2 protein-coding genes and 1 pseudogene are annotated in these 3259 nt (G+C 34.0%); all 3 read left to right on the top strand.

Annotated features, from left to right (window positions below; genetic code table 11):
• Window positions 1-292: 292 nt before the first annotated feature.
• The 3 genes and pseudogenes from ACJAT7_RS18665 to ACJAT7_RS18655 all read left to right on the top strand — a co-directional run bounded on the left by ACJAT7_RS18665 (window position 293) and on the right by ACJAT7_RS18655 (window position 2976).
• Window positions 293-1423 carry a polysaccharide pyruvyl transferase family protein gene (locus ACJAT7_RS18665; RefSeq protein ID WP_415228291.1) on the top strand — a complete coding sequence of 377 codons (1131 nt, stop codon included), beginning with the start codon at window positions 293-295 and terminating at the stop codon, window positions 1421-1423.
• Between the two features lie 67 nt (window positions 1424-1490).
• Window positions 1491-1860: pseudogene (locus ACJAT7_RS18660) on the top strand (adenylyltransferase/cytidyltransferase family protein).
• 51 nt (window positions 1861-1911) lie between these two features.
• On the top strand, window positions 1912-2976 hold the full coding sequence (locus ACJAT7_RS18655) for a hypothetical protein (protein ID WP_415228290.1): 1065 nt from the start codon (window positions 1912-1914) through the stop codon (window positions 2974-2976).
• Window positions 2977-3259: the final 283 nt, after the last annotated feature.

Genomic DNA, 3259 nt, shown 5'->3' with positions numbered 1-3259 from the left:
CTTGATAAATCTGATAAATTTTAAACATCCTGTTAATGGTTTGCACTTAGACTCTGACAATTCTAAAATGTAGTGCATATTATTAATCTGAGTAAAATTACGAAAATTAAAAGACGCTAACGTAATTTATCCTTTTTTGAGTTAATACAGATTAAAATTATTGATATGATTAAGGCACCTCACATCCGATATATCAATTATGGGGGGTGGAAGTTTATAGTCGAATTTTAGGGTTTCTATAATTAAAATTAAATTTTTCGGCGCAGATTATGTTTTTGAAATAAGGTAAGTAATGAAAAATAAAAGAATAGCTATTATTGGAAAGCCAGGTCATATAAGTGATAGCTACAATAAAAGTATTGAAGAATTAAATAAAGAAGTAGGTTTGAATACCGGCAATCTAGCATTTTGGTATGCGATGAACGAGCATATTGAAGGGGAAAAGGATTATTTCGGTTGGGGTGTAGATCCGAAATATTTAAAAGCAAATTATGATGTTTTAGTTTTCCCCGCGGCTAATCAACTTTATCCAGGTTGGGATCTATCTGTTTTAGCAGATCTTTTTGAAAAAGCAGATCTCCCATTAATTATTTGTGGTTTGGGTGCACAAGCGAAAAATGTAGGAGAAAAACTTAGTTTTAAACCAGGTTCAAAACGATTTATGAAAGTCATTTCGGAACGAGCGGTTGCAGTAGGTGTTAGGGGGAATTATACGGCGGATATTTTAAATCAAAATGGTATTAAAAATATTGAGGTAATTGGCTGTCCATCTAATTTTATTAATTACAATCCCAATCTTGGTGTGGAAAATTTAGCCAAACTAGATTCGCTAAAAGATATTCAAAGAATTGCACTAAATATAGACATTACAGAAAGTTTGTCTGAAAAGGTATCGACGATGTTTAGCTGGTCTATCGGTCGTGATGTCGAGGTTATTAATCAGGCACCACTTGAATTGTTACAATTAGCGCATCAAAGTTTTAAACAATTTAATCCAGAAGTAATAAATCGTGTGCGAAATATTCTGGCGCCAGGCGTATCTACAAACATATTCACTAAATTTGTACAGCAAAAATTCTCTATTTATTTTAATACAGAAGAATGGATGTATAAGTTAAAGAGATTTGATTTATCTATTGGAACACGTATGCATGGCAACATGCTTGCCTGGCAAGTAGGTACACCATGCATAATATTACCTCACGATTCAAGGTTAACGGAATTAGTAGATATAATGCAATTGCCAAAATTTTCTCTTGATAAGGTTCATTCTAAAACGACTCTTGAATCGGTTGTTAATCGAGTTGAATTCGATGCAAGTAAGTATGATAATAGTAGACAAGTATTGGCAAAGCGGTATTTGAAAATTTTGGAAGATACTAACGTAGGTGTAAATCCACAATTGCAAGCGTTTGTAAAATAAGCATCCATGTGAAATACGTTTTCATATTAATTGACTAAAAACTATAACTTAAACTATCTGGATAATGATAAAAAGAGAAATTATTTTTGGCATATTCGATGAGTTTCATGTGGGTCATATTAATCTTCTTCAACGTGCGTCAATGTATGTTGACCGCTTATTTGTAGGTGTCTCCACTGATAATCTGAACTATTTCAAAAAATAGGCAGGAATCCTGATTATAATCAAAGTGATAGGATGAAGATCATTAATAGTCTTCGCTATGTTAAATTTGTTTTTCGGTAGAATTGTTAGAGAATAAAGCGGAGTATATTGAATATGATAAGTCTGATGTATTGGTGATGTGTGATGATTGGGATGGAAAATTCGACTTCATGAAGGAGTTGCGTGAAGTTGTGTATTTATCCAGATCACCGTCTATATCGACCAATGAGTGAAGTGATTTGTTTACGTGCAGAATAAACTCGTGCTTAAAGAATAACTGATAGATGAACAAACAGATCCTTATTCACATTGGCCCGCCAAAAAGTGGTACTTCTGCGATACAATATGCCTTGCATAATGCTAGGCATATATTACGTTGTGAAGGGATTGACTATCCTAGACACGAGGTTGGTCCTAATGGCATAAGTTCGGGCAATATGAATACAATATTGTCTTTAAATGAAGATGGTAAGTGGCAAGTTTGTGAAGACAAAATTCGACATGTGCTTAATGAATTTGAGCGTTCTGACTTAGACATGCTGTTGTTAAGCTCGGAATATTTTTTCTATCTTGCCAAAGAAATTGCCAAGTCAATCCCACAGGCTCAGTTTATTGCTTATCTTCGTTGTCCCTTGGAAACATTTGAGTCCTCTTATAATCAATCGGTTAAGCGCCATATGAGGACCACTGCGCTCTCTTTTGGTAAGAATTTGCATATTACGTCACTTAATATCTTAACGGATACCATCCAACATATAGGTAAAAAACGCTTTATTTTAAGAGCTTATTTACCGATATCTGAACAAGGGTATAATTTAATTGAGGATTTCTGGTCTGCTGCTGGGTTACCCGACATGCCATCTTCGAAAGTTGTGACAAACAATTCTTATTGTTTTGAAGCATTGGAATTTAAACGTTGGTTAAATCAATTTGAATTAACCAATTTGGACACAGCAATCGACCAAGCGCTCCAGGCCTTCAGTGATCGCATACAGCTTTTTTCTTTCTTACCTAAGGAATTGTTTGAACGCTATCAAAAGCAAGCACTGCATAATGTTAGGGATTTTGTACATGATAATAAAGTATTTAATGGCAAGATTTTAATCACATACCTTAAGCATCGCTCGAGTTTAAAACACCTGGAACAGACCCTTAGCAAAGAGGATCTCACCTATGTTTGTGCACATCTTGCATTACACCATTCAGTATTGTACTCGCAAATATGTTCAAAATTAAATCGATATACTTCTTCCGATTCAGAACTAACAGAAAAAATAATTTTAGTTTTAAATCATCAAAAAAATTATCGAACATTATTGGCTAAGATTATGAGGCGAATAAAGTGGTAAGAAGTCAGCTAAAACTTCCTCAAGAGCGATTCATTAACTTGAATACGCAAACAAATTGACCATCTGAATGTAAATGAACTGGTTCCCTTGCGCTGAAGTCATTTAATACTACTCATTTCACTTATCTCTTTTATTCATCCCAAATTATACGTTAAAATACCATCAATGATTACTTTTGAGGTGAAGTGCTTCAATCGGCTTAAATGGCCTATGTTAACTTTAATGCAAGTGGGTTATTCAATATTAAGCTAAGTAATCTGTTAGAAATTTATAAACGCAGTCA

Origin of the sequence: Psychromonas sp. (assembly GCF_047632995.1) — a bacterium.
Classification (GTDB): Bacteria; Pseudomonadota; Gammaproteobacteria; order Enterobacterales; family Psychromonadaceae; genus Psychromonas.
This window is presented reverse-complemented; position numbering and strand designations above follow the sequence as displayed.